Origin of the sequence: Methylobacterium litchii (assembly GCF_038442315.1) — a bacterium.
GTDB classification, from domain to species: Bacteria; Pseudomonadota; Alphaproteobacteria; order Rhizobiales; family Beijerinckiaceae; genus Methylobacterium; species Methylobacterium litchii.
Map to the genome: position 1 here is coordinate 71,268 of NZ_JBBXMY010000009.1, position 26,471 is coordinate 97,738.

The window sequence follows — 26,471 nt, forward strand, 5'->3', positions numbered from 1 at the left end:
ATCGGCCGATTTTCAGTTGCGTTTTGCGGGACGGGGGCGGCGAGTGCGGGGCTGGAAGACCGACAGCGATGCCGTGACGACGCGAGCCGTCTTCGTGCCGGCCGCCGGCGCTGCCCTGGCCCTCGGCTTCGTCGGACTGTCCAGCGTCGCCACCGCGCAAGCGCCGCCCCGCTTCGATGCCATCAGCCCGGTGCAGGGCGCCCCGGACAATCCCGGTTCCGGGCTCGATGCCGGCGCCAACGGCCTGCCGCAGCTTCGCCGGCGCCTGCCCGACAACCCGAACAGCGACGGCCGCACCACTCCGGCGACGCTGGGACTCGGCGGGGAATCCGGCGCGGGCGCGTCCCAATCGAACGCGACAAGCCAGGGCTTTCAGGATCCGAACACCTTCCGCCTCGACGACCGCGTGACGATGAGCGGAGAGCGCACGGGCGGCAAGTCGACGGCGGTCTTCAATCGCGGCCTCTCCCCGGCCCTGCGCTTCCGCGCGGCGCCGTCCCGCCGCAACGGCTCGGCGATCCGCGGGACCATTCGGGAAAGCACCCAGACCTCGGTGCAATCGCCCCGGCTGACGCCCGTGGTGCAGGAGGCCGTGGTCGGCGTTCCGCTGCCCTACACGGCCACGGGCTCGCGCCTGCCGCTGCTGGCCACCAACCCGGCGCTCGGTCTGCTGACACCGGGCTTCATCCTCGGCACCGACCTGTCGCGGCCGATCCCCGCCGCCGATCCCGCCTATGCGCAGGTCGGCTACCGGATCGGCACCTTCACGGTGCTGCCGACCTTCACCCAAAGCATCGGCTACGATTCGAACCCCGACCAGACCACCCGCCAGTTTGCGAAGAGTTCGGCCGCCCTGCGGACCGAGGGCACGGTGGATTTCCGCAGCGACTGGTCGTCCAGCTCCCTCGGTGGCTCGCTGCGCGGCGCCTATCTAGAAACGCCGCAGAACGAGATGGCGAGCCGCCCGGCGGCGGACGGCATCGTGAACCTGCGTGTCGATGCCAACCGCGACCTGCGGATCGATGCCCAGGGCCGCTTCCTCATCGACACCCAGCGGACGACGACGCCGAACCTTCAGGCGGCCTCGGCCGTCAGCCGCCCCCTCGTCGCCCTGTACGGCGCCACGCTCGGTGCGACGCAGACCTTCAATCGCCTCTCGGTGACACTGAGCGGCCTCGTGGACCGGTCCGAGTTCGAGGACGTGCGCCTGACCAACGGCGGCACGATCCGGCAGGCGGACCGCAACCTCAACCAGTACAGCCTGCGCCTGCGCACCGCCTACGAGATCAACCCCGACCTCTCGCCCTTCGTGGACGTGATCGGCGACACCCGCGTCTACGATCAGCGCATCGACTCCTCGGGTGTCCAGCGCGATTCGGATGGCGTCGGCGTCCTCGTGGGCGCCTCGCTCGGCCTCGCCCGTCAGGTGACCGGCGAGGTCTCGGCCGGCATCCAGCACCGCAGCTACGCCGACCGCACCCTCCGGGACATCGACGCCCCCCTCGTGAACGCGACGCTGGTTTGGACCGCGACGCCCCTCACCACCGTGCGCTTCAACGCGGCGACCGGCGTCACCGAGACGACCATCCCCGGCTCGGCGGGCGTGCTCACCGAGGTCGCGACCTTGGAGGTGCAGCACGATCTGCTGCGCAACCTATCCATCGTGCTCGGTGGTTCGGTCCTGCACAACGAGTACAAGAACAGCACCATCCGCGATAACGGCTTCTCGGCCACCGCCCGGCTCGATTACCGCTTCAACCGTTGGCTGACCCTGCGCGGCACATACATCTATCAACAGATCGACAGTACCTCGGCCTTCTCCAGCTTCCGGGACAACACGTTCCTGATCGGGATGCGGGTGAACCCCTAATCGCGCCGCGCGGCGAAGAAGTCGCGCAGCATCGTGGCGGCCTCACCCTCGCGAAAGCCACCATACACCTCCGGCGCGTGGTGGCAGGTCGGCTGGTTAAAGACCCGCGGCCCGTGCTCCACCCCGCCCCCCTTCGGATCGAGGGCGCCGTAATACAGGCGGCGGATCCGGGCGAAGGAGATCGCCCCCGCGCACATGGGGCAGGGTTCCAGCGTCACGTAGAGATCGCAGCCCGAAAGGCGCTCGTCACCGAGCGCGAGGCAGGCCGCGCGGATAGCCAGAATCTCCGCGTGTGCCGTGGGGTCGCGCAAAGCCTTCGGCCGATTGTGCGCCACGGCGACGACCCGTCCGTCCTTCACGACGGCCGCGCCGACCGGCACCTCACCCTCCTCCGCCGCCCGGCGGGCGGCCGCGAAAGCGAGATCGAACGGCGCCGTTTCATCACTCGGCGGCACGCGGTGCTCCGATCTTCGTGATCATCGGAGATGTTAACAAGCGGAACATTCCTCGATGCATGCCCGTTGCTGGTCCGACGCGGCTATGCCGTAACAAGACAGAATGGAGTGACGCCATGAGCAGCACCACTGACAAGATCAAGGGCGCGGCCAACGAGCTGGTTGGCAAGGCCAAGCAGGGCATCGGCGACGCGACCAACAACGACAAGATGAAGACCGACGGCGCCGCCCAGGAGCTCAAGGGCAAGACCCAGAGCACGGTCGGCGACGCCAAGGACACCGTCAAGTCGGCCACCGACAAGCTCTGATTCCTCGGCGGTCCGGCGCGTGGTTTCACCGAAACGTCCGCTGCCGGGCCGTATTGTCTTCGAAAGAGGTGGTACCGATAGGGTACCATTCTGCCCCACGGCGTAGGAGTTTCCCATGATCGGCTGGGCCATTACCTTTCTCGTCGTCGCCCTCGTCGCGGCCCTCCTGGGTTTCGGCGGCATCGCCGGCACGGCCGTCGAAGCGGCCAAGCTCGTGTTTTTCGTTGCGATTGCCCTGTTCCTGATCTCCGCCGTGTTCGGCGTGATGCGTGGGCGTTCGCCCAGGCTGTAACAGTCCCCAATGAGCGATCCGGCCGGGCGATTGCGTATCCTCGCCCGCCGGATGCCTCCAGCGGTCTCGCCTGAGAGGGGCGGCTCTGATATGGGCCGCCAATGACCGACATTCCAAACGACGAAAACCCGGGCAAGGACCGGGACGACGCGCAATCGAAAGAGCGCGAGGCTTCCTGGCAGCCGTCCACCGATGCAGGCAGCGCCAAGGATCTCGCCGAGGAGAAGGCGCCGTGCGGCAAGACCCGCTCCGCCCCCTCCGGCGATGCCACGATGAAGCGCCGTGCCGCTGCGCCGGCCGCTCCCACCGAAGATACGACACCCGCCGAGGACGAGCCGGAGAACGGCTTCGCGGGCGAGCGGATCGCGAAGGCTATCGCGCGGGCGGGCCTCGCCTCCCGCCGCGACGCCGAGGCGATGATTCTCGCCGGCCGCGTGAGCGTGAACGGCGAGGTGATCGATTCGCCCGCCCTCAACGTCACCGACGACGACATAGTTGTGGTGGATGGCGAGCCCATGCCCGCCCGCGAGCGCACTCGCCTGTGGATCTTCCACAAGCCGCGCGGCCTCGTGACCACCGCCCGCGACCCCGAGGGCCGGCAGACCGTCTTCCAGGTTCTGCCTGAGGACCTGCCGCGCGTCGTGGCCGTCGGCCGGCTCGACATCAACACTGAGGGCCTTCTGCTCCTCACGAACGACGGCGGTCTCGCGAAGGTCATCGCCCATCCCGACACAGGCTGGCTGCGCCGCTACCGCGTCCGCGCCCACGGCGACACCGATCAGGCGCAACTCGACCGCCTCTCCAAGGGCGTGACCATCGACGGCATGGAATACGGCCCCATCGAGGCCACCCTCGACCGCGTCCAGGGCGACAACCTGTGGCTGACGCTCGGCCTGCGCGAGGGCAAGAACCGCGAGGTCAAGCGGATCCTCGAACATCTTGGCCTGCAGGTGAACCGGCTCATCCGCATGTCGTTCGGGCCGTTCCAGCTTGGCGACCTCGAAGTCGGGTTGGTGGAGGAGGTGCGCACCCGCGTCCTCAAGGATCAGCTCGGTAAGACGTTATCGGAGCAGGCCGGCGTCGATTTCGAGAGCCCGGTGCGCGAGCCGATCGCGGCCTTCGGCGGCGGCGCCAAGCCCGCCCGCTCGGACGCCGACCAGGGCAAGCGCCAGGATCGCCGCGCGCCCGCCCGGCCCGCCCCGCAGCGGGTCTCGACCGGCGGCTCCGGCCCCAATCCGCAGCGCTCCGTATGGCGGGACGAAGCGCAGAATGACGGGCCCTACAAGCCCGGCCGTCCGCCCCGGCGGGGCGCCGATCCGCGCATCGATCAGGCGCAGGCGGCCGAGCGCGGCCGCGAGCGCGTCGGCGCCATCAAGTCCGGCGACCGGCGGGTGCTGGTGGAGCGGCTGTCGCCCACGCCCGCCCAGCCCGCCGTGCGGGAGGAGCCCCGCCGCCGCTATTCGAAGGCGCCGCCCGCCGGTTCCAGCTTCGAGGGACGCCGCGACGAGCGCCCCCCACGCGGCCAGGACCGGCCGACGGGCACTCGTCCGCCGAGGGCGTCGCGTCCCCGCGAGGAGGGCGAGAACACGGGCTTCCGGGGCAACGGCCCGCGCCGCGAGGGGGGAGCCCCGCCGCGCGGGCGCTCCTTCGACCGCAACGAGGGCGGCGGACAGCGCGGCGAGCGTCGCGCCCCGCGCCCCGAGGGCGAGGGCTTCAAGGGCCGCTCCAGCGGGTCGGGGAAATCCTTCGGGGATCGTCCTGCGGGTAAGTCCTTCGGGGATCGTCCAGCCGGCAAGCCGTTCGGGGAACGCCCGGCGGGCAAATCCTTTGGTGATCGCCCCGGGGGCAAGTCCTTCGGCGGCGGTGGCCGTCCCGGCGGGGGCAAGCCCGGTGGCGCGGCCGGTCGCGGCGGCAAGCCGGGCGGCGGCGGGTTCAAGGCCGGTGGGTTCAAGCCGGGCGGAAGCCGTCCCGGCGGTGGCAAGCCCGGCGGCCCGAAGGGCGGCGGTCGTCCGCCGCGCGGCACCCGGTAAGGCCGGCGCCCATGCGGATCGTCGGCGGGCAGTGGCGCGGGCGGCGTCTGGCCACCCCCCGGACGGACTCCATCCGTCCGACCTCCGACCGCCTGCGCGAATCGTTGTTCAACGTGCTCACCCACGGCTACGACGATGCCGTGGAGGGCGCGCGGGTGCTCGACCTGTTCAGCGGGACGGGCGCCCTCGGATTCGAGGCCCTGTCGCGGGGGGCGTCCTACGCGCTCCTCGTCGATGAGGGCACCGAGGCGCGCAGTGTGATCCGCGCGAACATCGAGGCGTTCGGCGCGGAAGGCATCACCCGCCTGTTCCGGCGCGATGCGACGAAACTCGGTGAGGCCGGGCCTGCGGGGCGATTCTCGCTGCTGTTCTGCGATCCACCCTACGGCAAGGATCTCGCTCCGGCAGCCCTGGCCAGCGCCGCCGCCGGGGGCTGGCTGACAAAGGATGCGCTCGCGGTGGTGGAGGAGGTCGCCTCGGCGACGGTGGCGCTGCCGCTGGGCTTCACCGAACTCGAACGGCGGGTCTACGGCGATACGGCGGTCACGATCGCGCGCTACGCGGCCTGACCGCGCTCAGTGCGCGGCCGGCTTCTCCGCCCGTGCCTCGGCGGCCTCGGCCTTCGCGGGAGCCTTGCCCGTCTCCTCCTCGGCACCGGACGTGGTGGCCTTGGAGACGCGCAGCATCGCCTTCACCATCGTGAGGATGCTCCGGCGCACCTCTTCGTCGGTGATCGTGGCGTAGGCGCGCAGCAGATCGATGGCCCCGTCGCTGTGCAGCAGCATTTCGATGGCGTCGTCGGGCGGGGGCTGAGTCGTGTCCTCGAAGAAGGTCGCGACGGACACGCCGAGCCGGTCGGCGATGGCCTGAAGGCGCCCGGCGCCGACGCGGTTCTTGCCGGCCTCGTACTTCTGAACCTGCTGGAAGCTGATTCCCAGCGCTTCGGCCAGCTGCGACTGGCTCAGTCCATTGGCGGTGCGCAGGAGCGCGATCCGGCTGCCGATGCCCTGATCGACGGGGGTGGATTGCTTCGGCTTCGTCTTTCTCATCGCTACCGCTCCGGCAGGAATCCGGTGCCGCCGAATTCCTCGGCACCTCAACCCCTGGTCGTAAGGCGATCTAACGCGATGACGATGAACAGGCTATGGGCGCCGCGCGGAAAGGATGCCGTCGCCTGACGGAAAAACAGCCAGGCACTGCAGGGCGCCCGGCTTCCAGTGCATGGCTCAGGCGTGGAGAGGGATGCCGCGCCCGATGCGGTGGCCATAGCCCCGCGAGCGGATCGGCTTCTCCGGCGACAGGGCTCCGGCGGCGGCGACGATGCCCTCCGCATCGATCCCGTAATGGCGGTACAGGTCCGCGACAGTGCCCGTCTGGCCGAACCGCTCGATGCCGAGGGCGCGGGTGCGGTGGCCGTGGACCGCACCGAGCCACCCCAGCGTCGCCGGGTGCCCATCGACCACGGTCACGAGCCGGCAATGGGGCGGCAGTCCGTCGAGTAGGTCCTCGATATGGGAGCGTGCCTCCCGGTCCCCCGCCTCGCGGGCGCGCTGGGCTGCCGACCATCCGGCATTGAGCCGGTCGTAGGAGGTAACGGCGAGGAGGCCGATGTCGCGGCGGTCCTCGGCCATGAGCCCGACCGCCTCGATCGCCTCCGGCGTCGGCGCGCCGGTCACGGCCACGACGAGGTCGGCGTTTGGGCCGGGCTCGCGCAGCCAATAGGCGCCCTCAATGATCCCGTGCTTCAACGCGGGGCTCATCTCACGCTGAGGTTGGGCGAGGCTGCGGGTGGACAACCGGAGGTAGACGGAGCCGCCCTCCTTGCCGTCGCGCTGAACGTAATCGAAGGCGTGGGCCATGATGACGCAAAGCTCGTCGACGAAGGCCGGCTCGAAGGTCAGGAGCCCGTCCTGCGCCATGCCGATCAGCGGCGTGTTGATCGACTGGTGCGCGCCGCCCTCCGGTGCCAGCGTCACGCCCGAGGGGGTCGAGCCGATGATGAACCGGGCATCCTGGTAGCAGGCGTAATTCAGGGCATCGAGGCCCCGGCAGATGAAGGGATCGTAGAGCGTCCCGATGGGGATCAGCCGCTCGCCGAACAGGCGGTCGGACAGGCCGAGCGCCGAGAGCAACAGGAACAGGTTCATCTCCGCGATGCCCAGCTCCATGTGCTGGCCCTTCGTGGAGAAGTCCCAGTTGAACGTCGAGGGGATGCGCTCGGACTTGAACAGGTCCCGCATCTCCTGCTTCGCGAACAGGCCGCGCCGGTTCACCCAGCCGCCGAGATTGGTCGAGACGGTCACATCCGGCGAGGTGGTGACGATGCGCTCGGCGAGCGGCGTCTCCTGCTTGCCGAGTTCGTTGAGGATCAGGCCGAAGCCGGCCTGGGTGGAGAGGCTCGGCTGGCGGGGGCACGGGAAATCCGCCGGCACCGGCAGCTTCGGCGCCGCATAGCGGCGCGGCCCCGCCGAGAAGAACGGCGAGTGCTCGATGAAGCGGCGCAGATCCGCCTCCGGCATCTGCGCGCCCTCGAAGGGCTCCCATTCGTGGCCGGCGCGGACGCCGACCTTCTCGCGGAACAGCTCCGTTTGGGCGGGGGTGAGGAGACCGGAATGGTTGTCCTTGTGGCCGGCGAGCGGCAGGCCGTAGCCCTTCACCGTGTAGGCGATGAAGACAGTCGGGCGGTCGTTGTCGGCCGCCTCGAAGGCCTTCAACAGGTTCACCATGTCGTGCCCGCCGAGGTTCCCCATAAGCGCGGCGAGTTCGTCGTCGTCGCGGCGGGCGACCAGGGACAGGGCGTCGGGCTCGCCGGCGAGGTCCTGGTTGAGGCGCTTGCGCCACGCCGCGCCGCCCTGGAACGTCAGGGCCGCGTAGAGCTGGTTCGGCGCGGTGTCGATCCAGCGGCGCAGGCTCTCGCCACCGGGCTCGGCGAAGGCCGCATCCATCAGGCACCCGTATTTCAGGACGACCACGTCCCAGCCGAAGGAGCGGAAGATCTCCTCGAAGCGGGTGTACAGGCCCTCACGGATCACCGCGTCCAGGCTCTGACGGTTGTAGTCGATGATCCACCACGTCCGGCGCAGGCCGTGCTTCCAGCCCTCCATCAGGGCCTCGAAGATGTTGCCTTCATCCATTTCGGCATCGCCGACGAGGGCGACCATGCGGCCCTCCGGCTTATCCAGGCCCCAGCCATGGGCGCGGACGTAGTCCTGCACCAGCGAGCCGAACAGCGTCTGCGCGACGCCGAGGCCGACCGAGCCGGTGGAGAAATCGACGTCGTCAGTGTCCTTGGTGCGGGACGGGTAGGATTGCACGCCGCCGAAGCCGCGGAAATTCTCCATCTTCTCGCGGGTCTGGCGCCCGGCGAGGTATTGCAGCGCGTGGAAGACCGGCCCGGCATGGGGCTTCACCGCCACCCGGTCCTCCGGCCGAAGCGCCGCGAAGTAGAGCGCCGTGAGGATGGTTGCCATGGAGGCGGACGAGGCCTGATGCCCGCCGACCTTCATCCCGTCGTGGTTCGGACGGATGTGGTTGGCGTTGTGGATCATCCACGTGGAGAGCCACAGGGCCCGGCGCTCAAGCTCGCCGAGGAAGGGCAGGCGCGGATCGGCGTGAGTGGCTTCGGGCGAAATGGCGGGGGACATCGGCGGTCTCTTCGGCAGATGCGCCAGCATCGCATGAGGCCAACAGCAGGAATTGCCAAATCCGCTCCGCAGCCATATTTTTTTGGCCGATCCCACTAAGAGCGCGGCCGTGGACAGCAGAAGATGCCAGAACGCGCGATAGATGCCATCGACCGCAAGATCCTGGCCGAATTGCAGCGGGATGGGCGGATCACGGTGCAGGACCTCGCCGAACGGGTCGGGCTCTCACCCTCCCCCACCCTGCGGCGTATCCGGCTGCTGGAGGAGGCGGGCATCCTGAAGGGCTATGTCGCCCTGGTCGATCAGGCACGGGTCGGCCTGCCGATCTCGGTCTTCGCCTCGGTGAAGCTCGAACGGCAGCGGGAGGAGGAACTCGACCGCTTCGCGGAGGCCGTGGCCCGCTGGCCGGAGGTGGTGGAGTGCTACCTGATGACCGGGCGGCACGATTACCTCGTGCGGGTCGTGGTGCCCGATCTTGCGGCTTACGAGCGCTTCCTGAAGGACAAGCTCACCCGTCTCGGCGGCGTCGGCTCCATCGAATCGAGCTTCGCCCTGGGACAGGTGAAGTATACGAACGTTCTGCCGCTCTAGAAGGGCCCGGCCGCCACGGGGACGGCCGGGATCGCGCGGCGGAGCGTCAGTATTGGATGCCCGTGAAACGGCAGATCGTTTTGCAGCGTGGGCCACCATTGGTCCAATAGGACTTCGCGTGGCCGATGGAGCCGGTCATGTCCTGCGTCGGGTTCCCGCCCGGTCGCTTGACGACGATGTTGCACTTGTCCTGCGGCGTCTGCTGGTAGCGCGGGCAGGCCGGCGTATCCCGCCCGGCGAGCAAATCCATCAGCGTGTCGGAGCGCGCCTGGGCGTGGTTCGGCGCTGCGAGCAGCAGCGTGGCGAGGGCGGCGACAGCCATTGCGAGTTTTCGCATGAATGCACTCCATCTGGGCAGTTGTTGCTTCTTTTGCCGGCAGATGGAGCCATACCAGTGCAGTCGTACTGCTAAAGTGCCTCCTCACACATCAATATTGCCTAATTTTAATCCATCGAAGCCGTGATATTTATTGCTGGATGATTTGGCCTCATCAAACGTAACGCGCTGAAACGACAACGGGCGCGGGATTCACATCCCACGCCCGCACGCTTTCGACGCTGGACCGGCGAAGGCCGGATACGTCACTCGATCCCGAGCTTGGCCTTCAGCAGGGCGTTGACGGCGGCTGGGTTGGCCTTGCCGCCGGTTGCCTTCATGGTCTGGCCGACGAACCAGCCGAGCAGGGTCGGCTTCTCCTTGGCCTGGGCGACCTTGTCGGGGTTCTTGGCGATGATGTCGTCCACGGCGGCTTCGATGGCACCCGTGTCCGTCACCTGCTTCATGCCGCGCACATCCACGACGGCGCGCGGGTCGCCCCCCTCGGACCAGACGATCTCGAACAGATCCTTGGCGATCTTGCCGGAGATCACGCCCTCGCCGATCAGGTCCACGATGGCGCCGAGCTGGTCGGCCGAGACCGGCGTCTGCTCAATGCCGAGGCTTTCCTTGTTCAGGCGGCCGAACAGCTCGTTGATGACCCAGTTCGCCGCCGCTTTGCCGTCGCGGCCTTTGGCGACCGCTTCGTAATAATCGGCGGAGGCGCGCTCGGCGACGAGCACGCCGGCATCGTAGGTCGAGAGCCCGTAATCCTTGACGAAGCGGGCCTTCTTGGCGTCCGGCAGTTCCGGCAGGCCCTTGGCGAGTTCGTCCACGAAGGCCTGGTCGAATTCGAGCGGCAGCAGGTCCGGGTCGGGGAAGTAGCGGTAATCGTGCGCCTCTTCCTTGGAGCGCATCGAGCGGGTCTCGCCCTTGCCCGGATCGAACAGGCGCGTCTCCTGATCGATTTTACCGCCATCCTCCAGGATCGCGATCTGGCGGCGCGCCTCGGTCTCCACCGCCTGCCCGATGAAGCGGATCGAGTTGACGTTCTTGATCTCGCAGCGCGTGCCGAGCGGATCGCCGGGGCGGCGCACGGAGACGTTCACGTCGGCGCGAAGGTTGCCCTTCTCCATGTCGCCGTCGCAGGTGCCGAGGTAGCGCAGGATCGTGCGCAGCTTCGTCACGTAGGCCTTCGCCTCCTCGGAGGAGCGCAGGTCTGGCCGGGAGACGATCTCCATCAGCGCCACGCCGGAGCGGTTCAGATCCACGAAGCTGCGGGTCGGGTCCTGATCGTGCAGGGACTTGCCCGCATCCTGCTCCAGATGCAGCCGCTCGATGCCGACCGTGAAGGACGAGCCGTCGAGCATGTCGACCAGAACCTCGCCCTCGCCGACGATGGGGTCCTTGTACTGCGAGATCTGGTAGCCCTGCGGCAGATCCGGGTAGAAGTAGTTCTTCCGGTCGAACACCGAACGCAGATTGATCTGGGCCTTCAGGCCGAGCCCCGTGCGCACCGCCTGGGCGACGCATTCCTGATTGATCACCGGCAGCATGCCCGGCATCGCCGCGTCGACGAGCGAGACGTGGTCGTTCGGCTCGCCGCCGAACGCCGTCGCGGCGCCGGAGAAGAGCTTCGCCTTGCTGGTCACCTGGGCGTGGATTTCCATCCCGATCACGACTTCCCAGTCGTGCAGGCCGCCCTTGATCAGCTTCTTGGGGTCAACGGGTGCGTTCATGATCGGTCCGGGCCGCGACGGCTTCAACGTGTTCGGCAGTTAGGAGCCCCCTGCCGGAGGGGTCAAGCGCGCCGCCGGGTCGCTTGGCGGGCGCCGTAGCCGAGCATCGCCCAGAGCAGGGCCGCCACGGCGCGGACGGTGAAGAAGGTCGGCCCGTCATGGGTGATCGGCGCCGGCCAGGGGATGCCTGCCGCCGACACCGCCCACGAGAACAGCACGGCGATCGCGAAGGCGATGATCGCCGCGATGAAGCACTTGCCGAACTGGTCGGCCTTCCAGCCGAGATAGACCGCCACCACGATCAGCGCCGGGTCGAACCCGGCCCAGATCCAGACGGTCCAGGGATAGAACGGGACGGTCATGCCCACCACGCGGCGGGCAACTGCGTCCGTCCGGCGGAATCCTCGATCACCTGCGCGGCGGCGAACAGCGTCTCCTCATCGAACGGACGGCCGATGAGCTGCAGGCCGAGCGGCAACCCCTGCGAATCGAGCCCCGCCGGCACGGCGATGCCCGGCAGGCCCGCCATGTTCACCGTCACCGTGAACACGTCGTTGAGGTACATCTCCACCGGGTCGGCATTGGCCTTCTCGCCGATGCCGAAGGCCGACGAGGGCGTCGCCGGGGTCAGGATGGCGTCCACGCCGTCCGCATAGGCGGCCTCGAAGTCGCGCTTGATCAGCGTGCGGATCTTCTGAGCGCGCACGTAATAGGCGTCGTAATAGCCGGCCGAGAGCACGTAGGTGCCGATCATGATCCGGCGCTTCACCTCGCGGCCGAACCCGGCGGCGCGGGTGTTCTCGTACATCGAAGCAATGTCCTTGCCCGGCACGCGCAGGCCGTAGCGGACGCCGTCGTAGCGGGCGAGGTTCGAGGATGCCTCGGCCGGCGCCACGATGTAATAGGCCGGCAGGGCGTAGGAGGTGTGCGGGAGCGAGATCTCCTTGATCGTCGCGCCGGCCGCCTTGAGCCACGCCGCGCCCTCGTCCCAGAGCTTCTGGATCTCGGCCGGCATGCCGTCGACCCGGTACTCCTTCGGGATGCCGATGGTCAGGCCCTTCACGCCGCGACCCACCGACGCCTCGAAATCCGGCACGGGCAGGTCGGCGCAGGTGGTGTCGCGGGCGTCCGCGCCGCTCATGGAGGCGAGCAGGATCGCGCAATCCTTCACCGTGCGGGCGATGGGGCCCGCCTGATCGAGGGAGGAGGCGAAGGCCACCGTGCCCCAGCGGGAGCAGCGCCCGTAGGTCGGCTTGATGCCGACCGTGCCGGTGAAGGCGGCGGGCTGGCGGATGGAGCCGCCCGTGTCCGTTGCCGTGGCGCCGAGGCAGAGCCGCGCGGCGACGGCCGCCGCCGACCCACCGGAGGAGCCGCCGGGGACGAGCGGCGCGTCCGAATCCTTGCGGCGCCAGGGGGAGACGACGTTCCCGAAGGCGCTGGTCTCGTTGGATGAGCCCATGGCAAACTCATCGAGGTTGAGCTTGCCGAGCATCACGGCACCATCGCGCCAGAGATTGGCCGACACTGCCGATTCGTAATGCGGCTGGAAGCCCTCGAGGATCTTGGACCCCGCCGTCGTCTCGACACCCTCGGTGCAGAACAGGTCCTTGATGCCGAGCGGGATGCCCTCCAGCGGGCGGGCCTCGCCGGCGGCGATCTTCGCGTCCGACGCGTCGGCCATCGCCAGCGCGCGGTCGGGCGTTTCGAGGAGGTAGGCGTTCAGCGCCCGCGCCTTGGCCATGGCGTCGAGATGCGCGCTCGTCAGCTCGCGGGCGGAGAGGGTCTTCGCCTTCAGGGCGTCCCGCGCCTCGGCGAGGGTGAGTTCGTTGGGGCTGCTCACGCGTCTCAAGTCCCTGCGCGCCCCGGGGGCGCGTGCAATCGGAAAGGCCCGGCCCGGAGGATTACTCGACGACCTTCGGCACGAGGAAGTAATGATCCTCCGTCTCGGGCGCGTTGGCGATGACGGCGTCGGCGCGGCCGCCATCGGTCACGGCGTCCTCGCGCTTCTTCATCGCCATCGGCAGCACGGAGGTCATCGGCTCGACGCCGGAGACATCGACCGCGCCGAGTTGCTCCACGAAGGCCAGGATGTTGTTCAGTTCGGCGCCCAGCGGCCCGACTTCGTCGTCGGTGACCGCGATCCGCGCCAGATGTGCGATCCGCCGCACAGTCTTCTCGTCGACCGACATGCCGCCCCGTTCATCGCGGCCGGGGACTCGTTCCCTCGGCCGGGCGGGCTATAGCATTGCGGTTCCAAGCCCCGCAACGCACCGCGCTCAGGTGACGACGTGGTTCGGCCGCATCGTCTGCTCGATGGCGATGCCCGGCGGCTTGATCGGCCGCATCACGGATTGCGCCGCGCCGAACACCAGCACCTCGAAAGCCAAGAGGAGCATCCAGCGATGCCGGCGGCGCCGCGCCCGCTGATCCTGTGTCGTGGTTGAAGCGACCGCCACCGCCGTCCCCGCTCGATCGATTAACGAAGTCTTAACCAACCTTCTTAGCGGTCGCAGGCTCCCCGTACATCCGGCCAGAGCGCGGAGATGGTTAAGCCTGTGGACGGGACGGTGGCGCCGGGCCCGCGCCTCGCGTAGGCCCTCCGCCATGGACAAGCAGACGTTCCGCGACTTCGCGGTGGCCTCGCGCGGGGGCGCCCGCCTGATCGGCCTCGACCTCGGCACCAAGACGATCGGGCTCGCCCTGTCGGATCTCGGCCGGCAGATCGCGACCCCGTTGGAGACGATCAAGCGGGTGAAGTTCACGCCGGACGCCCTGCGGCTGAAGGCGATCTGCGAGACGCATCGCGTCGGTGGCCTGGTGCTGGGGCTGCCCCTCAACATGGACGGCAGCGAGGGGCCGCGCGTGCAATCGACCCGCGCCTTCGCCCGCAATCTCGCGCCGATCCTGCCCCTGCCGGTGCTGTATTTCGACGAGCGGCTCTCGACGGCGGTCGTCACCCGCGCGCTCATCGAGGCGGACGCCTCGCGCCAGCGCCGGGGCGAACTCGTGGACAAGCTCGCGGCCGCCTACATCCTGCAGGGATGCCTCGACGCGATGCGCAACGTCGCCGACGAGGATGCCGGCGACGAGGAAGAGGCGTAGCGCCTTATTCTCCGGCGCTGGACCGCATGCAGACGCGGTTGTCCGCGTCGAGGGTCACGCCCTCCCAGCCATCTCGCGTCAGGCGACCGCAGACCCGGAAATCCTGATTCGCGGTCATGGGCGAAACACCCCGGTGGCGGAAACGCGCCGGCACCCGGCCAAGCATCGCTGTCGCGAGGTTCATGAGCAGCGTCGCCTGGATCGGCCCGTGCACCACGAGGTCGGCATAGCCTTCCACCTGCGTCGCGTAAGGGTGATCGTAGTGGAAGCGATGGCCGTTGAAGGTCATGGCCGAGTAGCGGAACAGCAGTGTCGGCGTGGCCGGCAGCGTCCAGCATTGGGCGTAATCCGCCGGATCACCGCGCTCGGGCTCGGCGCCCGCGCCGGTCTGGGCGCCGGCCGCCTCGCGGTAGACGATGTCCTGCCGCTCTCTGATCGCAGGGCCGCGTGGACCGCTGACCACGTGATCGACGGTCACGAAGCACAGCCGCCCGCTGCGGCCCTCCTTGAACGCGACGTCCCGAACGGTCTCGACGCGTATGACGGCATCGCCCTCGCGGAGCGGCGCCAGCGTCTGGACCTCGCCGCCGGCCCACATCCGCCGGGGCAGCGGCACCGGGGGCAGGAAGACGCCCTTCGCGGCATGGCCATCCGGCCCGAGGGCGTCGATGGCCGGCGTGTCCGGCGCGAGGCACCAGTGCAGCGCGGGCCACGCCTCGCCATCCGGGATGGGTGCCAGATGCGGCGTGAAGGTTGCCCGGAACTCGGCCATCAGCCGGGGCGTCACGAGGTCCCTGCCCTCGCGCGTCCGGCCGATCCACTCCGCGAAATCGCCGCCCATGCCCGGCTCGCTCACGCGGTGCGGCCGCCATCGACGGGCAGGTCGATGCCCGTGATGAACTCGGCCTCGTCGGAGGCGAGGAACAGCGCCGCCGCCGCGATATCCTGCGCCGTCGAAAGGCGTCCGAGGGGTATCGTGGAGATGAACTTGGTGCGGTTCTCCGGCGTGTCGGGCACGCCCATGAACTCTTCGAGCAACCCCGTCGCGCCCATCACCGGGCAGAGGGCGTTCACGCGGATCTTCCAAGGGGCGAGTTCGAGGGCCAGCGAATGGGTCGCGAGGCTCGCCGCTCCCTTCGAGGCGTTGTACCACGTCAGCCCCGGACGCGGCCGGAGCGCCGCCGTCGAGCTGACGTTGAGGATCACCCCGCCGCCGTTGTCGCGCATCACGGGCGCCGCCGCACGGACGAAGTGGAAGATCGACTTCACGTTGACGCGGAAGACCCGGTCGAAATCCTCCTCCGTCACCTCCATCAGCGGCTTGTTGCGGTGTGTAGTGCCGGCGTTGTTCACGAGAATCTGCGGCGGGCCGAACCGCTTGCCGGTCTGCTCGACGACGGAGGCCACGTCGGCGGCCGAGCCGACATCCGCCGCCAGCGCGATGGCCCTGTCGCCGAGGCTGCGCGCCAGATCCTCCACCGCCTCCCGGCGGATATCGACCAGCGCGACCCGCGCGCCTTCGGCCGCGAAGCGCTCCGCGATGCCGGCGCCGAACCCGCCGCCCGCACCCGTGACGATGGCGATCTTGCCTTCGAGCCGCATGTCGTCCTCCCGTTGAGTTGGTCTCAATTGGCCCGGAACTCCTCACGGATCCGGGTGCTGTGCTCGCCGATGGCCGGCACGGGGCCAAGGGGGCGGACTTCGCCGTCGATCAGGACCGGCGGCGCCACGATCCGCGCTGTCCCAGCCGGCGTCTCAACCTCGGCGCGGACCAGCGCCGGATGGGTGGCGAGGTCGGCCAGCGTGTTCACGAAGCCATAGGCCGTGCCCGAAGCCTTCAGCCGCGCGGCGGCATCGTCTCGGGTGAGTTTCCCGAGCACCTGCCCGATCAGCCCATCGACGGCCTCGCGGTTGGCGACGCGGGCATTGTTCGAATCGAAGCCCTCGGCGCGGGCGAGCGAGGGCTGTTCGAGAACCCCCGCGCAGAAGGCGGCCCATTCGCGTTCGTTCTGGATGGAGATCAGCACGAGGCTGTCGTCGGCGGTTGCGAAGGCGCCGTAGGGGCTGATCGAAGGGTGGGCGAGGCCGAGCCGTTGCGGCGTGCGCCCGGTGCCCTCGAAATACAGGAGCGGGACGTTCATCCAATCCGCCGCGCCGCTGAACAGGCTGACGTCCAGCGCGGCGCCCTCCCCCGTGATGCCCCTGGCGATCAGGGCTTCGAGGACGGCGGCATGGGCGTCCATCCCGCAGGCGACATCGCAGACCGAGACGCCGACCCGACCCGGCCCGGCGGGATGCCCGGTGATGCCCGCGAGCCCGCTCTCGGCCTGCACCAGCAGGTCGTAGGCCTTCATGTCCGAATAGGAATGGCCGGTGCCATAGCCGGTGATGTCCACTGTGATGAGGCGCGGATGGCGGCGGCGCAGCTCCGCCGAGCCGAAGCCGGCCCTCGCGGCGGCGCCCGGCGCGAGGTTCTGCACGAAGACGTCCGTCTCGGCGAGGATCCGGTGCAGGAGGGCCGCGTCGTCGGCATCCTTGATGTCGGCCACGAGGCTTTCCTTGCCCCGGTTGAGCCACACGAAGTAGCTCGCCAGCCCGTTCACCGCCGCATCGTAGCCCCGGGCGAAATCACCCTCCGGCCGCTCGATCTTGATGACGCGGGCGCCGGCATCCGCCAGCCGCGAGGTGCAGTAAGGCGCGGCGACCGCCTGCTCCAGGGCGAGCACGGTCAGCCCCTTCAACGGCAGTGTAGTCCCTCGGCCCTGCCTCTCAGGCGGCATCGCACCCCTCCCCCGATCCGCTTCTCACATGGCGCGGGATCGCCGGCCTGTCCAACCCACCCGGAGCGCCGGGTCGATCCGCCGGAAGGGAGATGGATTCATTCACAAAGTGCGGACGCTAGATTGCACAAAACCTCGGGTTTAGTTTATGCGCCCACATTATGGTGATCCGCAGCAAAAGTAACATTGGGATCTTGAAACGACCCTGTTTGTGATGACATTGCTGACGAACGAATCAAGATAACGGGGATCGACAACATGTCCGATGACGCCACGCAACCCGCAGGCGGTGATGTAATGCATCAGCTCGCGCTCTACGCGAGCGATGTCATCTCCGCATACGTGGCGAACAACCCGCTCCCGGCCGCCGAGCTTCCGGCGCTCATAAGCAGCGTGCACGCGGCCCTGAAGCGTCTGGCCGAGACCGACATGGCCGAGAGCGGCGCGAAGGAATCCGACAAGGCCCATCGTCCGTCCAACTCGGAGATCCGCAAGTCCATCGGCCGCGACGGTCTGGTGAGCTTCATCGACGGCAAGGTCTACAAGACCCTGAAGCGGCACCTGTCGAGCCACGGGCTGGACCCCGAGACCTACCGCGAGCGCTTCGGCCTGCCGTCCGATTATCCGATGGTGGCACCGAGCTATGCCGCCCGTCGTTCCGCCCTGGCGAAGGAGATCGGCCTTGGTCGTCCCGGTGCGCTGGCCGCGCGGCAGGCCAATCGCGACGCCGCCTAACGAAACCCGGTCGTCGCGAAACAACGGCCGACGTTCGACCCTCTCGGCTGGGCAATGCCTCATATTCGGGCTGGACCACGCTGGCGTGGAACAGTACCGAATGGCCCAAACTCACCTGGGAGGTACGACATGGACGCTGTCGTCTTTGCGATGACGCGCGCGTCGGCTTCGAACGACGCGGATCTTCGGCAGAAGAAGGCTGACGCGGACGCGCTTCACTCGGCGCTCCGCGCCAACCTCCGGGCCTGCGACGAGCGCACCGCGCGGTTGCGCGCCATGCTGCTGGCCGTCGGGGATGAAACCCGCACCTGATCCGTCAATACATTATCCGTCACGTCTCGGACGGCTCATCGAGATGGGCTGCCAGTGCGCGGGCGGCGGCATAGGCCAGGAGTTCCGCGCAGGCGATCATCGTCGGATCGCCCTCTTTCCGCGCGGCTTCGAGCATCGCGAGCGCCAGCCGCGCTGCCGCGATGTCGGGAGGGTCTTCGGACCTCTCATCCTGCCCTTTCTGGCTCGTCATATCGGGTCGATCATCGGCACGGCGTTGAACGTCAGGCCCTTCGCTGAACGATGGATGCGTGCTCCCGTTCCACCCGCTGCGGCACTGCGGAACAGCGTGTCGCATTTCCGTGAGGTTGCATTCGCCCCTGGCAATCCTGCGGGGATCGCGTCGCGCCGGCCTTGACGCACCGCCGAGCATGATCCTTGCTCCGCCGGCTTTGACCGAGGACAAGACGAGGCAATCGTGCTGCTTACCCCCCGCGAGAAGGACAAGCTGCTGATCGCGATGGCGGCGCAGGTGGCGCGCAACCGCCTCGCCCGGGGCGTGAAGCTCAACCATCCCGAGGCGGTGGCGCTCATCACGGATTTCGTGGTCGAGGGCGCCCGCGACGGGCGCACCGTGGCGGAGCTGATGGCGGCGGGCGGCACCGTGCTGACGGCCGATCAGGTGATGCAGGGCGTGCCGGAGATGATCCACGACATCCAGGTCGAGGCGACCTTCCCGGATGGCACCAAGCTTGTGACCGTGCATCACCCGATCCGGGGCGCCCCCTCGGACGACGTGCCCGGCACGGTGACGACCTTGCCCGGCGAGATCGTCTTCAACGCCGACGCCGAGCGCACGGTGATCGAGGTCGCCAATGTCGGCGACCGGCCGATCCAGGTCGGCTCGCACTACCATTTCTTCGAGGCCAATCCCGGCCTCGTGTTCGACCGGCCGTCGGCGCGGGGCAAGCGCCTCGACATCGCGCCGGGCACGGCGGTCCGCTTCGAGCCGGGCTCGACCCGGCAGGTGGCACTGGTGCCGCTGTCGGGCGACCGCATCGTCCACGGGTTCCGCGGCGACGTGATGGGCAAGCTGTGATGGGTGCGGGCGCACTACGGAGGCCGACGCCGTGAGCAACACCCCGAAGCCCGCGAGCTTGCCGCGCGCGGCCTATGCCGACATGTTCGGGCCGACGACCGGAGACAAGATCCGGCTGGCCGACACCTCCCTGGAAATTACGGTCGAGCGCGACTTCACCACCTACGGCGAAGAGGTGAAGTTCGGCGGCGGCAAGGTGATCCGCGACGGCATGGGCCAGTCGCAGGCACCGAACGCGGCGGGCGCGGTCGATACGGTGATCACCAACGCGGTGGTGCTCGACCATTGGGGCATCGTGAAATGCGATGTCGGCATCGTGCGCGGGCGGATCTTCAAGCTCGGCAAGGCCGGCAACCCGGACGTGCAGCCGGGCGTCGACATCGTCGTCGGGCCGGGCACGGAGGTGATCGCGGGCGAGGGCAAGATCCTCACGGCCGGCGGCTTCGACAGCCACATCCACTTCATCTGCCCGCAGCAGATCGAAGAGGCCCTGTGCTCGGGCATCACGACGATGCTCGGCGGCGGCACGGGGCCGGCGCACGGCACCTTCGCCACCACCTGCACGCCGGGCCCCTGGCACATCGCGCGGATGATCGAGGCGGCGGACGCCTTCCCGATGAACCTCGCCTTCGCCGGCAAGGGCAACGCCTCGCGGCCGGAGAGCCTGATCGAGATGGTGCGCGGCGGCGCCTGTGCGCTGAAGCTGCACGAGGATTGGGGCACCACCCCCGCCGCCATCGACACCTGCCTGAGCGTCGCCGACGAACACGACGTGCAGGTGATGATCCATACCGACACGCTGAACGAATCGGGCTTCGTGGAAGACACGATCGCCGCCTTCAAGGGCCGGACGATCCACGCCTTCCACACCGAGGGCGCGGGCGGCGGCCACGCGCCGGATATCATCAAGGTGGCGGGGCTGCCGAACGTGCTGCCCTCGTCCACGAACCCGACGCGGCCCTACACCCGCAACACCATCGACGAGCATCTCGACATGCTGATGGTGTGCCACCACCTAGACCCGTCGATCCCCGAGGATCTGGCCTTCGCCGAGAGCCGGATCCGCAAGGAGACCATCGCCGCCGAAGACATCCTGCACGATATCGGCGCGCTCTCGATGATGTCGTCAGACAGCCAAGCCATGGGCCGGGTGGGCGAGGTCATCATCCGCACGTGGCAGACCGCCGACAAGATGAAGCGCCAGCGCGGCGCCCTGCCGGGGGATTCCTCCGGCACGGACAATCTGCGCGCACGGCGCTACGTGGCGAAGTACACGATCAACCCGGCCATCGCGCACGGCGTGTCCCGGCATATCGGCTCGGTGGAGCCCGGTAAGCTCGCCGACCTCGTGCTGTGGACGCCGGCCTTCTTCGGCGTGAAGCCCGATCTGGTGCTGAAGGGCGGCACCATCGCCGCCGCGCCGATGGGCGACCCGAACGCCTCGATCCCGACGCCGCAGCCGGTCCATTACCGGCCGATGTTCGGCGCCTACGGCCGCGCGCCCTATTCCACCGCCCTCACCTTCGTCTCGAAGGCCGCCCTTGAGGATGGCCTGCGGGAAAGGCTCGGCGTGCAGAAGCAGATGGTGGCGGTCGAGAACGTGCGCGGCGGCATCTCGAAGAAGAGCATGATCCTTAACGACGCCACCCCGGTGATCGAGGTCGATCCCGAGACCTACGACGTCCGCGCCGATGGCGAGTTGCTGGTCTGCGAGCCCGCCGAGATCCTGCCGATGGCTCAACGGTACTTCCTGTTTTGATCCGCGCCACACGCTTCCTCCGTGCCGCCGCCCTCACGGGCGGCGAGATCGTCGACCGTGTCGTGCTGGACCATGGCGAGCGCCACCGCCGCCGCACCGCCATGCGGGGTATCGGCGGCACGCGCTTCCTGCTCGATCTGGCCGACGCGACGGTGCTCGATGACGGCGACGCCCTCGTTCTGGAGAACGGACGGCTCGTGGAGGTCGAGGCGGCGCCGGAACGCCTTCTCGAAATCCGCGCGCCGAGCGAGCACGCCCTGCGTCGGTTGATCTGGCACATCGGCAACCGGCACATCCCGGCCGAGATCGGGCCGGAGGCGGTCTGGATCGCCTACGATCACGTGCTCGCGGAGATGGTCCGGGGCCTCGGCGGCACGGCCGAGGAGGTGGAGCGCCCGTTCCGCCCTGAGGGCGGGGCCTATTCCGGCCACGGCCATTCGCATTCCCATGGCTGAGGACGCCGCCGAGGCGCTTCGGCTGTTCGCGTGGCTCTCTCCCGGCTACCCGGTGGGGGCCTACGCCTATTCGCACGGGCTCGAAGCGGCGGTGGAGGCCGGCGACGTCACCGGCGAGGACAGCCTCACCGCGTGGCTCGGCGATGTCTGCGAACGCGGGTCCCTCCGCAACGATCTGATCCTCGTGCGCCATGCCCACGCCGCCGCGCTGGCGGGTCGGAAGGACGACCTCGCCGCTGTCAACGACCTCGCCCTGGCCCTCGCCCCCTCGCGGGAGTTGCATCTGGAGACCAGCCAGCAGGGGCGCAGCTTCCTCGACGCGACGCTCGCCGCATGGCCCTGCCCGGCCCTCACGGACATGGCAATCGCGCTGGCGGGGGCCGTGGCCTATCCGGTGGCGGTCGGCGTGGCCTCCGGCGCGCATGGCATGAGGCTGTCGCCTGTGCTCGGATCCTACGCCCTCGCCTTCGTGCAGAACCTCGTCTCGGCGGCCCTGCGGTCGGCGCCCGTGGGGCAGGCGGCGGGTACCCGCATGGTGGCCGCCCTCTCCGCGCGTCTCGTGCCGCTGGCGCAAGCCGCCGAGGGCGCGAGCCTGGACGCAATCGGCTCGGCCTGCCTGCGGCTCGATCTCGGCTCGTTCCGGCACGAGACGCAGTATTCCCGCATCTTCCGATCATGAGGCTTCAGCGATGAGCACATCCGCCAACGGACCCCTGCGGGTCGGCATCGGCGGCCCGGTGGGCTCCGGCAAGACGGCGCTGATGGAACAGCTCTGCAAGCGGTTCCGCGACCGCTACGAGATCTGCGCGATCACCAACGACATCTACACGAAGGAGGACGCCCGCATCCTCACCGTGGCCGGCGCCCTGCCGGAAGAGCGGATCCTCGGCGTCGAGACCGGTGGCTGCCCGCACACCGCGATCCGCGAGGACGCATCAATCAACCTCGCCGCCGTGGCGCAGATGCGGGCGAAGTTTCCGAAGCTCGATCTGGTGCTGATCGAATCTGGCGGCGACAACCTTGCCGCGACGTTCTCGCCGGAACTCGCCGACATTACCCTCTACGTGATCGATGTGGCGGGCGGCGAGAAGATCCCGCGCAAGGGCGGCCCGGGCATCACCCGGTCGGACCTGCTGATCGTCAACAAGACCGACCTCGCGCCCCTCGTCGGGGCGGATCTCTCGGTGATGGAATCGGACACGAAGCGGATGCGCGGCGCGCGGCCCTACGTCTTCGCGTCCCTGCGGGCGGGCGACGGGGCGGATACCGTCGCCCGCTTCATTGAGGAGGCCGGCGGCCTCGGGCGCTAACGCTCGGCGGAGGCCGAGCGGGTGCGCGCCACGGGCGCCGTGCCCATCAAGGCGTCGAGGCGGTTCATCCGCGCGGAGAAACCGTCCATCGCGGCCTGCCGGGCCTTCGCCGGAGGCGCCGCCGCGACCTTGCCGTGCTGGACGGGGCGGGCCTGCGCGGCGAGCGTCGTGGCCAACAGCGCGACGCCGAGTGCGAGTATGCGGAAGAGATTCGTCATGGGACGTGTCTCGAAAGTCAGAAGACCCGAGCGTAATCCCGGCTTGGCCGTTCGAACGTGCGCTTCCGCACGACAGTCACGGCGATAGTTTCGCCGGCTACGGTGAACTGTCCGGCGCTACGCATCGTTCCTCCCTCGCCCGGCCGCACTGGCGGCCCCTGACGAGGACGCGGTCCATGCGGCATCTCCGATGGCTGGCGGTTCTGCCGTTTCTTGGCATGCTGGTCGGCCCGTATTTCCTGAACCGGGTCGAGCCATTCATCCTGGGCCTGCCGTTCCTGCTGGCGTGGCTGGTCTTCTGCGTGCTCGCCACCAGCGCGATCATGGCGCTCATCTACTTCACCGACCCGCAGAACCGCACGCCGGAGGAAGGCCGTTGAGCGCCGCCCTTCTCATCGTCGCGGCGGCCTTCGCGGTCGCCCTCGGCCTCGGTCTTCGCGCCCGCGCCGGGCGGGACATGGGCCTCGAACAATGGACCGTGGGCGGGCGGGGCTTCGGCACCGCCTTCGTCTTCCTGCTGATGGCGGGCGAGATCTACACGACCTTCACCTTCCTCGGCGGCTCCGGCATCGCCTACGGCAAGGGCGCGCCCGCCTATTACATCCTCTGCTACATCACGCTAGGCTACGTGACCTCGTATTGGCTGCTGCCGCCGGTCTGGCGCTTCGCCAAGGAGCGCAGGCTGTTCACCCAGCCCGATTTCTTCGCGGCGAAATACGAGAGCCCCGCCCTGGGGATGCTCGTCGCCCTGGTCGGGCTCGTGGCGCTCGTTCCCTACATGGTGCTGCAGTTCAAGGGGCTCGGCATCATCGTCTCGACCGCCTCCTACGGGGCGATCTCGCCCACCGTGGCGGTCTGGATCGGCGCCGTCGCCGTCACGGCCTATGTGGTGGTGTCGGGGGTGCACGGATCGGCCTGGAACGCTGTGCTCAAGGATATCAGCATCCTCTGCGTGGTGGTGTTCCTCGGCATCTACTTGCCGCTGCATTATTACGGCGGCTACGAGGCCATGTTCCAGGCGATCGAGGTGCAGAAACCCAGCTTCCTCGCCCTGCCCGCTCTGGGCCAGAGCCCGACATGGTTCGCCTCGACCACCCTGCTGACGGCGCTCGGCGCGTTCATGTGGCCGCACACATTCGGCTCGCTCTACACGGCGAAGGAGCCGCGCTCCTTCCGGCGCAACGCGGCGATCCTGCCGCTCTACCAGCTCATCAACCTGTTCGTGTTCGTCGTCGGCTTCGCCGCCGTGCTGCAGGTGCCGGGGCTGACCGGGCCGGATGTCGACCTCGCCCTGTTTAAGCTTTCGCTCCAGAGCTTCCCGCCGTGGTTCGTCGGCATCATCGGCGCGACCGGCGTGCTGACGGCCCTCGTGCCGGGCTCGATGATCCTCATCGCCGGGGCGACGCTTCTCGCCAACAACATCGTGCGACCCCTGCGGCCCGGCATGGACGACGCGGCGACGGCGAGCCTGTCGAAGGCCTTCGTGCCGGTGATGGCGCTGGTCTGCGTCGGCTTCACGCTGTCGGGCGGCGATACCATCGTCCAGTTGCTGCTGATGGGCTACAACTTCGTCACACAGCTCTTCCCGTGCTTCCTCGCGAGCCTGATGCGCCGCAACCCCCTCGACAAGCGCGCGGCGGCGGCGGGGATCGTGGCGGGCGTGGCGATGGTCGCGGCGACCACCATCGGAGGGTTCAGCCTCGCGCGTTACCCGCAGCTTGGGCCCCTGCGCGACGTGAATATCGGCGTGCTGGCGCTGGTGCTGAACCTCGTCGTCACGGCGTTGGTCGCGAAGCTCGTGCAGCCCTCCGAGCGGATCAGCCGCCTCGCTTCGCGGTGAGGATCGAGGCGGTTAACACCGCGACGCTGACGAGGCCGACGAGCAGCGTCGAGGCGGCGTTGATCTCGGGGTTCACCCCGAGCCGCACCTGGCTGTAGAGGCGCATCGGCAGGGTGGTTGCGCCGGGGCCGGAGACGAAGCTCGCGATGACGAGATCGTCCAGCGACAGGGTGAAGGCGAGGAGCGCCCCCGCCACGATGGCTGGCGCGAGAAGCGGCAGGGTGACGGTGCCGAGCACCCGCAGCGGCCCGGCACCGAGATCGGCCGCCGCTTCTTCGAGCGAGCGGTCGAGCCCCCGCAGGCGGGCCGAGACCACCACCGCCACGAAGCCCGTGCAGAAGGTAGCGTGGGCGATGACGATGGTGGCGACGCCCCGGTCGAGCCCGATGCCGATGAAGGTGAGAAGCAGTGAGAGGCCGATCATCACCTCCGGCATCACCATCGGCCCGTAGACGAGGCCCATGAACAGCGAGCGCCCGCGAAAGCGCCCATGCCGCTCCATCGCGAGCGCGGCGAGCGTCCCGAGGACGGTCGCGATGAGGCTCGCGAGCACGGCCACGCGCAGGGAGACCCAGGCGGCGGCGATCAGCGGCGCGTCGGAGAAAAGCGCCGCATACCAGCGGGTGGAGAACCCGCCCCAGACCGTAACCAGCGCGGAGGCGTTGAAGGAATAGGCGACCAGCACGAGGATCGGCGCGTAAAGGAAGCCGAGCCCGAGCCAGAGAGCGGCGCGCGTCACCCCGCTCATGCGCCCTCCCCGCCCGCCCGCAGGCTGTCGCGGAACAGCATGACAGGGCCGATGACGATGACGAGCAGCACGACCGCCACTGCCGCCGCGAGCGGCCAGTCGCGGTTCGAGAAGAACTCGCTCCACAGCACCCGGCCGAGCATCAGCGTCTCGGAGCCGCCGAGGAGGTCGGGGATCACGAACTCGCCGACCATCGGGATGAAGCACAGCCCGGCGCCGGCCGCGATGCCGGGCAGGCTGAGGGGCAGCGTCACGGTCCAGAACACCCGCGTCGGGCTCGCGCCGAGGTCGGCGGCGGCCTCGCGCAGGCTCGGATCGAGGCGGTTCATCACCGCGTAGAGCGGCAGCACCATGAACGGCAGGTAGGCGTAGACGAGGCCGATCATCACCGCCGCATCGGTGTTCAGGATCTCCAGCGGCTGGGAGATCACCCCGAGCTTGAGGAGCGCGAGGTTCAGCAGGCCCTCCTGCTTCAGGATCGCGATCCAGGCGTAGATGCGGATCAGGAAGCTCGTCCAGAACGGCACCACCACGAGCGCCACGAGCAGAGGTTGCCAGCGCTCGGGGGCGCGGGCCAGGGCGTAGGCGATGGGCGTGCCGATGAGGACGAGCAGCAACGTCGCCACCCCCGCATAGGAGAGCGAGCCGATGACGGCCGCCTGATAGAGGTCGTCGCGGGCGAGCGTCAGGTAGTTCGTGAAGTTCAGCGCTTCGAGGAAGCTCGACCAGCCATCGAGGCCGCCCTGCCAATCGAGGATCGGCAAATAGGGCGGGATGGCGGTCGCCGGCTCGGACAAGCTGATCTTCAGCGTGACGAGGAACGGCAGCAGGAAGAAGGCGCCGAGCCACAGGAACGGCGGAAGCCGCATAAGGCGGGCGACGATCCTGTCGGGCTTCAGAGCCGCCATCG

The 26,471-nt window shown here is 68.8% G+C and carries 31 protein-coding genes; 16 read left to right on the plus strand and 15 right to left on the minus strand.

Features of this window, described 5'->3' with window-relative positions; genetic code table 11:
* Positions 1 to 73 precede the first annotated feature (73 nt).
* Positions 74 to 1,870 (plus strand): outer membrane beta-barrel protein, encoded by a 1,797-nt coding sequence (locus AAHF99_RS16825; RefSeq protein WP_342165667.1) that lies wholly within the window; start codon positions 74 to 76, stop codon positions 1,868 to 1,870.
* Here AAHF99_RS16825 and AAHF99_RS16830 read toward each other — a convergent pair.
* Positions 1,867 to 2,325, minus strand: a complete 459-nt coding sequence (locus AAHF99_RS16830) for a nucleoside deaminase (protein ID WP_342165668.1) — start codon at positions 2,323 to 2,325, stop codon at positions 1,867 to 1,869. The two genes, AAHF99_RS16825 and AAHF99_RS16830, sit on opposite strands and share 4 nt — an antisense overlap.
* A 116-nt stretch (positions 2,326 to 2,441) precedes the next feature.
* Between AAHF99_RS16830 and AAHF99_RS16835 the strand changes: the two genes are divergently transcribed.
* The 4 genes from AAHF99_RS16835 to rsmD all read left to right on the plus strand — a co-directional run bounded on the left by AAHF99_RS16835 (position 2,442) and on the right by rsmD (position 5,524).
* A complete protein-coding gene (locus AAHF99_RS16835) occupies positions 2,442 to 2,633 on the plus strand; it encodes a CsbD family protein (RefSeq protein WP_243955795.1) in 192 nt (63 codons plus the stop codon).
* A gap of 115 nt (positions 2,634 to 2,748) precedes the next feature.
* Positions 2,749 to 2,925: a DUF1328 domain-containing protein gene (locus AAHF99_RS16840; protein ID WP_238249729.1), complete on the plus strand. Its 177-nt coding sequence runs from the start codon at positions 2,749 to 2,751 to the stop codon at positions 2,923 to 2,925.
* Positions 2,926 to 3,026: 101 nt separating this feature from the next.
* Positions 3,027 to 4,955 carry a pseudouridine synthase gene (locus tag AAHF99_RS16845; RefSeq protein ID WP_342165671.1) on the plus strand — a complete coding sequence of 643 codons (1,929 nt, stop codon included), beginning with the start codon at positions 3,027 to 3,029 and terminating at the stop codon, positions 4,953 to 4,955.
* Positions 4,956 to 4,966: 11 nt separating this feature from the next.
* On the plus strand, positions 4,967 to 5,524 hold the full coding sequence (gene rsmD, locus AAHF99_RS16850; RefSeq protein ID WP_342165672.1) for a 16S rRNA (guanine(966)-N(2))-methyltransferase RsmD: 558 nt from the start codon (positions 4,967 to 4,969) through the stop codon (positions 5,522 to 5,524).
* Positions 5,525 to 5,530: 6 nt separating this feature from the next.
* Here the strand turns inward: rsmD and AAHF99_RS16855 are convergent, their stop codons facing one another.
* Both AAHF99_RS16855 and AAHF99_RS16860 read right to left on the minus strand, forming a co-directional pair.
* Positions 5,531 to 6,004, minus strand: a complete 474-nt coding sequence (locus tag AAHF99_RS16855) for a helix-turn-helix domain-containing protein (RefSeq protein ID WP_342165673.1) — start codon at positions 6,002 to 6,004, stop codon at positions 5,531 to 5,533.
* Between the two features lie 177 nt (positions 6,005 to 6,181).
* Positions 6,182 to 8,599 carry a transketolase-like TK C-terminal-containing protein gene (locus tag AAHF99_RS16860; protein WP_342165674.1) on the minus strand — a complete coding sequence of 806 codons (2,418 nt, stop codon included), beginning with the start codon at positions 8,597 to 8,599 and terminating at the stop codon, positions 6,182 to 6,184.
* A 123-nt stretch (positions 8,600 to 8,722) separates the two neighbouring features.
* Between AAHF99_RS16860 and AAHF99_RS16865 the strand changes: the two genes are divergently transcribed.
* Positions 8,723 to 9,190, plus strand: coding sequence for an Lrp/AsnC family transcriptional regulator (locus tag AAHF99_RS16865; protein ID WP_342165675.1), 468 nt, complete (start codon positions 8,723 to 8,725; stop codon positions 9,188 to 9,190).
* 46 nt (positions 9,191 to 9,236) lie between these two features.
* Here the strand turns inward: AAHF99_RS16865 and AAHF99_RS16870 are convergent, their stop codons facing one another.
* The 5 genes from AAHF99_RS16870 to gatC form a co-directional block, all read right to left on the minus strand.
* Positions 9,237 to 9,512 (minus strand): hypothetical protein, encoded by a 276-nt coding sequence (locus tag AAHF99_RS16870; protein ID WP_342165821.1) that lies wholly within the window; start codon positions 9,510 to 9,512, stop codon positions 9,237 to 9,239.
* A 260-nt stretch (positions 9,513 to 9,772) separates the two neighbouring features.
* Positions 9,773 to 11,245 carry an Asp-tRNA(Asn)/Glu-tRNA(Gln) amidotransferase subunit GatB gene (gene gatB, locus AAHF99_RS16875; protein ID WP_342165676.1) on the minus strand — a complete coding sequence of 491 codons (1,473 nt, stop codon included), beginning with the start codon at positions 11,243 to 11,245 and terminating at the stop codon, positions 9,773 to 9,775.
* Positions 11,246 to 11,307: 62 nt separating this feature from the next.
* Complete coding sequence (locus tag AAHF99_RS16880) at positions 11,308 to 11,607, minus strand: hypothetical protein (RefSeq protein WP_342165677.1); 300 nt, start codon at positions 11,605 to 11,607, stop codon at positions 11,308 to 11,310.
* Complete coding sequence (gatA, locus tag AAHF99_RS16885) at positions 11,604 to 13,085, minus strand: Asp-tRNA(Asn)/Glu-tRNA(Gln) amidotransferase subunit GatA (protein ID WP_342165678.1); 1,482 nt, start codon at positions 13,083 to 13,085, stop codon at positions 11,604 to 11,606. The genes AAHF99_RS16880 and gatA overlap by 4 nt, the downstream gene beginning before the upstream one ends.
* A gap of 61 nt (positions 13,086 to 13,146) precedes the next feature.
* Positions 13,147 to 13,434, minus strand: a complete 288-nt coding sequence (gene gatC, locus AAHF99_RS16890) for an Asp-tRNA(Asn)/Glu-tRNA(Gln) amidotransferase subunit GatC (protein WP_342165679.1) — start codon at positions 13,432 to 13,434, stop codon at positions 13,147 to 13,149.
* Between the two features lie 415 nt (positions 13,435 to 13,849).
* Between gatC and ruvX the strand changes: the two genes are divergently transcribed.
* Positions 13,850 to 14,347 (plus strand): Holliday junction resolvase RuvX, encoded by a 498-nt coding sequence (gene ruvX, locus AAHF99_RS16895; RefSeq protein ID WP_342165680.1) that lies wholly within the window; start codon positions 13,850 to 13,852, stop codon positions 14,345 to 14,347.
* Positions 14,348 to 14,351: 4 nt separating this feature from the next.
* Here ruvX and AAHF99_RS16900 read toward each other — a convergent pair whose 3' ends face one another.
* From AAHF99_RS16900 to AAHF99_RS16910, 3 genes are read right to left on the minus strand one after another with little or no spacing between them, the layout of a single operon-like run.
* On the minus strand, positions 14,352 to 15,188 hold the full coding sequence (locus tag AAHF99_RS16900; RefSeq protein WP_342165681.1) for an HTD2 family dehydratase: 837 nt from the start codon (positions 15,186 to 15,188) through the stop codon (positions 14,352 to 14,354).
* Positions 15,189 to 15,199: 11 nt separating this feature from the next.
* Positions 15,200 to 15,949, minus strand: a complete 750-nt coding sequence (locus tag AAHF99_RS16905; RefSeq protein ID WP_342165682.1) for a glucose 1-dehydrogenase — start codon at positions 15,947 to 15,949, stop codon at positions 15,200 to 15,202.
* A 23-nt stretch (positions 15,950 to 15,972) separates the two neighbouring features.
* Complete coding sequence (locus tag AAHF99_RS16910) at positions 15,973 to 17,127, minus strand: CaiB/BaiF CoA transferase family protein (protein WP_342165683.1); 1,155 nt, start codon at positions 17,125 to 17,127, stop codon at positions 15,973 to 15,975.
* 258 nt (positions 17,128 to 17,385) lie between these two features.
* On the opposite strand from AAHF99_RS16910, the gene AAHF99_RS16915 reads away from it, so the two are divergent.
* Positions 17,386 to 17,862: a Ros/MucR family transcriptional regulator gene (locus AAHF99_RS16915; RefSeq protein ID WP_342165684.1), complete on the plus strand. Its 477-nt coding sequence runs from the start codon at positions 17,386 to 17,388 to the stop codon at positions 17,860 to 17,862.
* Between the two features lie 129 nt (positions 17,863 to 17,991).
* Positions 17,992 to 18,174, plus strand: a complete 183-nt coding sequence (locus AAHF99_RS16920) for a hypothetical protein (RefSeq protein ID WP_342165685.1) — start codon at positions 17,992 to 17,994, stop codon at positions 18,172 to 18,174.
* A gap of 19 nt (positions 18,175 to 18,193) precedes the next feature.
* On the opposite strand, the gene AAHF99_RS16925 is transcribed toward AAHF99_RS16920, so the two are convergent.
* A complete protein-coding gene (locus AAHF99_RS16925; RefSeq protein WP_342165686.1) occupies positions 18,194 to 18,385 on the minus strand; it encodes a hypothetical protein in 192 nt (63 codons plus the stop codon).
* 225 nt (positions 18,386 to 18,610) lie between these two features.
* Between AAHF99_RS16925 and AAHF99_RS16930 the strand changes: the two genes are divergently transcribed.
* From AAHF99_RS16930 to ureG, 5 genes are read left to right on the plus strand one after another with little or no spacing between them, the layout of a single operon-like run.
* Positions 18,611 to 19,231: an urease subunit gamma gene (locus AAHF99_RS16930; RefSeq protein WP_342165687.1), complete on the plus strand. Its 621-nt coding sequence runs from the start codon at positions 18,611 to 18,613 to the stop codon at positions 19,229 to 19,231.
* 31 nt (positions 19,232 to 19,262) lie between these two features.
* Positions 19,263 to 20,990 carry an urease subunit alpha gene (ureC, locus tag AAHF99_RS16935; protein WP_342165688.1) on the plus strand — a complete coding sequence of 576 codons (1,728 nt, stop codon included), beginning with the start codon at positions 19,263 to 19,265 and terminating at the stop codon, positions 20,988 to 20,990.
* A complete protein-coding gene (locus AAHF99_RS16940; RefSeq protein WP_342165689.1) occupies positions 20,987 to 21,445 on the plus strand; it encodes an urease accessory protein UreE in 459 nt (152 codons plus the stop codon). The genes ureC and AAHF99_RS16940 overlap by 4 nt, the downstream gene beginning before the upstream one ends.
* Entirely contained in the window at positions 21,438 to 22,124 is a 687-nt protein-coding gene (locus AAHF99_RS16945) for an urease accessory protein UreF (RefSeq protein ID WP_342165690.1), read from the plus strand. The genes AAHF99_RS16940 and AAHF99_RS16945 overlap by 8 nt, the downstream gene beginning before the upstream one ends.
* 10 nt (positions 22,125 to 22,134) lie before the next feature.
* Positions 22,135 to 22,755 (plus strand): urease accessory protein UreG, encoded by a 621-nt coding sequence (ureG, locus tag AAHF99_RS16950; protein ID WP_342165691.1) that lies wholly within the window; start codon positions 22,135 to 22,137, stop codon positions 22,753 to 22,755.
* On the opposite strand, the gene AAHF99_RS16955 is transcribed toward ureG, so the two are convergent.
* On the minus strand, positions 22,752 to 22,973 hold the full coding sequence (locus AAHF99_RS16955; protein WP_342165692.1) for a hypothetical protein: 222 nt from the start codon (positions 22,971 to 22,973) through the stop codon (positions 22,752 to 22,754). The two genes, ureG and AAHF99_RS16955, sit on opposite strands and share 4 nt — an antisense overlap.
* 176 nt (positions 22,974 to 23,149) lie before the next feature.
* On the opposite strand from AAHF99_RS16955, the gene AAHF99_RS16960 reads away from it, so the two are divergent.
* Entirely contained in the window at positions 23,150 to 23,353 is a 204-nt protein-coding gene (locus tag AAHF99_RS16960; protein ID WP_342165693.1) for a DUF3311 domain-containing protein, read from the plus strand.
* Positions 23,350 to 24,813 carry a sodium:solute symporter family protein gene (locus tag AAHF99_RS16965; RefSeq protein ID WP_342165694.1) on the plus strand — a complete coding sequence of 488 codons (1,464 nt, stop codon included), beginning with the start codon at positions 23,350 to 23,352 and terminating at the stop codon, positions 24,811 to 24,813. Before AAHF99_RS16960 ends, AAHF99_RS16965 begins: the two co-directional genes overlap by 4 nt.
* On the opposite strand, the gene AAHF99_RS16970 is transcribed toward AAHF99_RS16965, so the two are convergent.
* Both AAHF99_RS16970 and AAHF99_RS16975 read right to left on the minus strand, forming a co-directional pair.
* The gene (locus AAHF99_RS16970; protein WP_342165695.1) at positions 24,791 to 25,561 is read right to left on the minus strand and encodes an ABC transporter permease; all 771 of its coding nucleotides are present in this window, start codon (positions 25,559 to 25,561) and stop codon (positions 24,791 to 24,793) included. The two genes, AAHF99_RS16965 and AAHF99_RS16970, sit on opposite strands and share 23 nt — an antisense overlap.
* On the minus strand, positions 25,558 to 26,469 hold the full coding sequence (locus AAHF99_RS16975) for an ABC transporter permease (RefSeq protein WP_342165696.1): 912 nt from the start codon (positions 26,467 to 26,469) through the stop codon (positions 25,558 to 25,560). The genes AAHF99_RS16970 and AAHF99_RS16975 overlap by 4 nt, the downstream gene beginning before the upstream one ends.
* Positions 26,470 to 26,471: the final 2 nt, after the last annotated feature.

Coding starts and splice junctions, on each gene's coding strand:
- AAHF99_RS16835 (WP_243955795.1), top strand. CDS start 2,442: ATGAGCAGCACCACTGACAAGATCAAGGGCGCGGCCAACGAGCTGGTT.
- AAHF99_RS16840 (WP_238249729.1), top strand. CDS start 2,749: ATGATCGGCTGGGCCATTACCTTTCTCGTCGTCGCCCTCGTCGCGGCC.
- AAHF99_RS16845 (WP_342165671.1), top strand. CDS start 3,027: ATGACCGACATTCCAAACGACGAAAACCCGGGCAAGGACCGGGACGAC.
- rsmD (WP_342165672.1), top strand. CDS start 4,967: ATGCGGATCGTCGGCGGGCAGTGGCGCGGGCGGCGTCTGGCCACCCCC.
- AAHF99_RS16855 (WP_342165673.1), bottom strand. CDS start 6,004: ATGAGAAAGACGAAGCCGAAGCAATCCACCCCCGTCGATCAGGGCATC.
- AAHF99_RS16860 (WP_342165674.1), bottom strand. CDS start 8,599: ATGTCCCCCGCCATTTCGCCCGAAGCCACTCACGCCGATCCGCGCCTG.
- AAHF99_RS16865 (WP_342165675.1), top strand. CDS start 8,723: ATGCCAGAACGCGCGATAGATGCCATCGACCGCAAGATCCTGGCCGAA.
- AAHF99_RS16870 (WP_342165821.1), bottom strand. CDS start 9,512: ATGGCTGTCGCCGCCCTCGCCACGCTGCTGCTCGCAGCGCCGAACCAC.
- gatB (WP_342165676.1), bottom strand. CDS start 11,245: ATGAACGCACCCGTTGACCCCAAGAAGCTGATCAAGGGCGGCCTGCAC.
- AAHF99_RS16880 (WP_342165677.1), bottom strand. CDS start 11,607: ATGACCGTCCCGTTCTATCCCTGGACCGTCTGGATCTGGGCCGGGTTC.
- gatC (WP_342165679.1), bottom strand. CDS start 13,434: ATGTCGGTCGACGAGAAGACTGTGCGGCGGATCGCACATCTGGCGCGG.
- ruvX (WP_342165680.1), top strand. CDS start 13,850: ATGGACAAGCAGACGTTCCGCGACTTCGCGGTGGCCTCGCGCGGGGGC.
- AAHF99_RS16900 (WP_342165681.1), bottom strand. CDS start 15,188: ATGGGCGGCGATTTCGCGGAGTGGATCGGCCGGACGCGCGAGGGCAGG.
- AAHF99_RS16905 (WP_342165682.1), bottom strand. CDS start 15,949: ATGCGGCTCGAAGGCAAGATCGCCATCGTCACGGGTGCGGGCGGCGGG.
- AAHF99_RS16910 (WP_342165683.1), bottom strand. CDS start 17,127: ATGCCGCCTGAGAGGCAGGGCCGAGGGACTACACTGCCGTTGAAGGGG.
- AAHF99_RS16915 (WP_342165684.1), top strand. CDS start 17,386: ATGTCCGATGACGCCACGCAACCCGCAGGCGGTGATGTAATGCATCAG.
- AAHF99_RS16920 (WP_342165685.1), top strand. CDS start 17,992: ATGGACGCTGTCGTCTTTGCGATGACGCGCGCGTCGGCTTCGAACGAC.
- AAHF99_RS16925 (WP_342165686.1), bottom strand. CDS start 18,385: ATGACGAGCCAGAAAGGGCAGGATGAGAGGTCCGAAGACCCTCCCGAC.
- AAHF99_RS16945 (WP_342165690.1), top strand. CDS start 21,438: ATGGCTGAGGACGCCGCCGAGGCGCTTCGGCTGTTCGCGTGGCTCTCT.
- ureG (WP_342165691.1), top strand. CDS start 22,135: ATGAGCACATCCGCCAACGGACCCCTGCGGGTCGGCATCGGCGGCCCG.
- AAHF99_RS16955 (WP_342165692.1), bottom strand. CDS start 22,973: ATGACGAATCTCTTCCGCATACTCGCACTCGGCGTCGCGCTGTTGGCC.
- AAHF99_RS16960 (WP_342165693.1), top strand. CDS start 23,150: ATGCGGCATCTCCGATGGCTGGCGGTTCTGCCGTTTCTTGGCATGCTG.
- AAHF99_RS16970 (WP_342165695.1), bottom strand. CDS start 25,561: ATGAGCGGGGTGACGCGCGCCGCTCTCTGGCTCGGGCTCGGCTTCCTT.
- AAHF99_RS16975 (WP_342165696.1), bottom strand. CDS start 26,469: ATGGCGGCTCTGAAGCCCGACAGGATCGTCGCCCGCCTTATGCGGCTT.